Origin of the sequence: Flavobacterium sp. (assembly GCF_013823965.1) — a bacterium.
Lineage (GTDB): Bacteria > Bacteroidota > Bacteroidia > Flavobacteriales > Flavobacteriaceae > Flavobacterium.
Map to the genome: position 1 here is coordinate 1 of NZ_PNNA01000096.1, position 2,409 is coordinate 2,409.

2 protein-coding genes are annotated in these 2,409 nt (G+C 34.0%); one reads left to right on the forward strand and one right to left on the reverse strand.

Annotation, left to right across the window (positions count from 1 at the left end; translation table 11 throughout):
* Positions 1–298 precede the first annotated feature (298 nt).
* Positions 299–1,792: a hypothetical protein gene (locus tag C0430_RS11640; RefSeq protein WP_290870201.1), complete on the reverse strand. Its 1,494-nt coding sequence runs from the start codon at positions 1,790–1,792 to the stop codon at positions 299–301.
* Positions 1,793–2,067: 275 nt separating this feature from the next.
* On the opposite strand from C0430_RS11640, the gene rplM reads away from it, so the two are divergent.
* A partial coding sequence (gene rplM, locus C0430_RS11645) for a 50S ribosomal protein L13 (RefSeq protein ID WP_290870204.1) occupies positions 2,068–2,409 on the forward strand: 342 nt, incomplete at its 3' end.

The following is a 2,409-nucleotide window of genomic DNA, read 5'->3' on the forward strand; positions in this document are numbered from 1 at the left end:
GGAAACAGAAACATTTAGTTCTTTTGCAATTTGTTTTAGAGTTGCTTTAGCTTTCATATGAATACAAAATTTGTTTTTTATTGGAATAAATTCGCGTGTAACTTAAGTAGGATTTGCATTGCATTCCCTTTATGCTCATTTCATTGATGAAATCAGTTTTAAATTGCTAAAGTAATAAAAAACCGCTGGATTGACCCTTTATAAAAATGATAAAATAATAACAAAAAAGATTATTTACTAAAAATTTAACCTTTGATGCCATTTCTTAAAATCAATTACGCAATGTTGCTGTTCTAAATCACCATTTGTCGGCAGGAGAAAGCAAGTTGTTTTGGTTGGAATTCAACAAGAGTTCGTAAATCTTTGGAATCTGTTTTTGAAATCTATTGCTTGTTTCCAAAGGAATATTGAACTTGGAAAACGGAACTGTTTGAATGAATTCTTGATTTGAACCCGCATTTCTGCCGTATTTATAATCGTATGTAAATCGTTGCCCATTGGCTTCCGTCACGACTTGCGTGTTTTTTAAATTGGGAATGCTGATGTAAAAATCAGCTTGCATTTTTTTGTCCAATTCGTTTAACAACTTTTCTTGATTCAAATAATTATATACTTCTTGCGCTGTAAAAACTGACGGATCAATCAATTTTACGTTTTTCGAAAGAAGCTTGCGATAGCGGTATTTTCCATCCATTTTTACATTTCTCAATTCTACCAAAACCTTCTGGATTTCATCAATCAAAAACGGATAATGGGTACAACCCAAAATCAACGTTTTCAACGGAAGCGCATCAGGAGTTGCTTTCATTTTTTCGAGCAAGGAAACCAAGTGATAACGCACATAATTTTCGGGCGAATTAATTTGCATGATACTGCATTGATCCGAGACTTTGCTGTCGCAAAGCATTTTGTAATCAGTGAAATCAAAACCATAAATTTTCATTAAGGTTTTATTGATGCTCAAATTGTTTTGCTCCAAACTTGGTCCTTTATATAAATCTCTGGGCTGTGTGGCTCTTTTGTCAATGTAATTCAAGTCTTCATCAACAGCTTCAGCCAAACCTACTCCGCCTTGACTATAGAATTGAATTTTTCCTAGATAGTTTTCGGATTCAATTATTTTTTTTAACGCATTAGTATATCCATTTGAAGCCACGGTTCCGGCTGTTGCAAAAACACCAATGCTTCCACTTTCCGATTTTTCAAAAGTCTCCAAAGCGCCTTTAACTCCGGCATTTATCACTCCAATGACTTTGACTTTAGATTGTGTTTGTTCCAGAAATTGTTCTATATCACTCAGGCCGTAAGCTGTTGCTGTATTGCAAGCCACGACTAAAACCTTGATTTGTTTTTTATTGGTAAACAACTCATTGTTATTGTAGTATTTGTTTCCCAATAAAAACTGGGCATCCTTGATGATATGCTCTTTAAGCAAATCGGTTTTGTTCATTGCCGCATAATTCCCGTAAGGCATGTTGGCTTGATCGGCCAAGTAAATAAAATCTTCCGAAGAAAAATCAGGAATTCCATCGGCTCCTTTTTGATGCGTTTTATTGTTATAAGTATCCAAAGCAACTATGGCATTCAAAACCGTAAGTCCGCCAGTACCCGAATCAAAAACTCCAATTGGCATATTGGATTGTAATGCGGGATATTTTTTGAAATTAGTGTAATAAAAACTGGTCGTGTCCGATAAAATGGTCTTGACAATGGGCAAATCTTGGGCAAATCCAACATTGAAACCCATTAACAAAATGGCAAGGTTGTGAAAATATAATTTAGAAAATTTCATATTAAAGGAATTAATTTCAAATCAAAAATAGCATAAATCAACAAGAATAACAGCCAAAAGAAAAAAATTAAGTTTCAATTGTTTAAAAAAAGTAAAAGAAAACGCATCATATATAATGAAAGAAGTTCAAAACAAAAATCATCAAAAAAACAAACACTTTACGAACTGATAATCAGAATAAAATAAAATTTCACGTCTATTTGCATTTCAAAAAAATAATTGTACTTTTGCACTCCCTTTATTGGGAATGGAATGTTTAATTAAAATAAATTATTGTGAACGCATTAAGCTACAAAACAGTATCGACAAGCAAAGCAACCGCATCCAAAGAATGGATTGTGGTAGACGCTGACGGTCATAACTTAGGTCGTCTTGCTACTAAGGTCGCCATGATCCTTAGAGGTAAGTACAAGCCAAGTTATACCCCACACGTGGACTGTGGAGATAACGTAATTGTTATCAACTCAGAAAAAATCAACCTTACAGGTAACAAAATGGACGAAAAAACTTATGTTCGTCACACTGGTTACCCTGGAGGACAAAGAACTTTATCTGCTAAAGTATTGCAAGCCAAAAACCCTGCATTATTAGTAGAAAAAGCAGTAAAAGGAATGTTG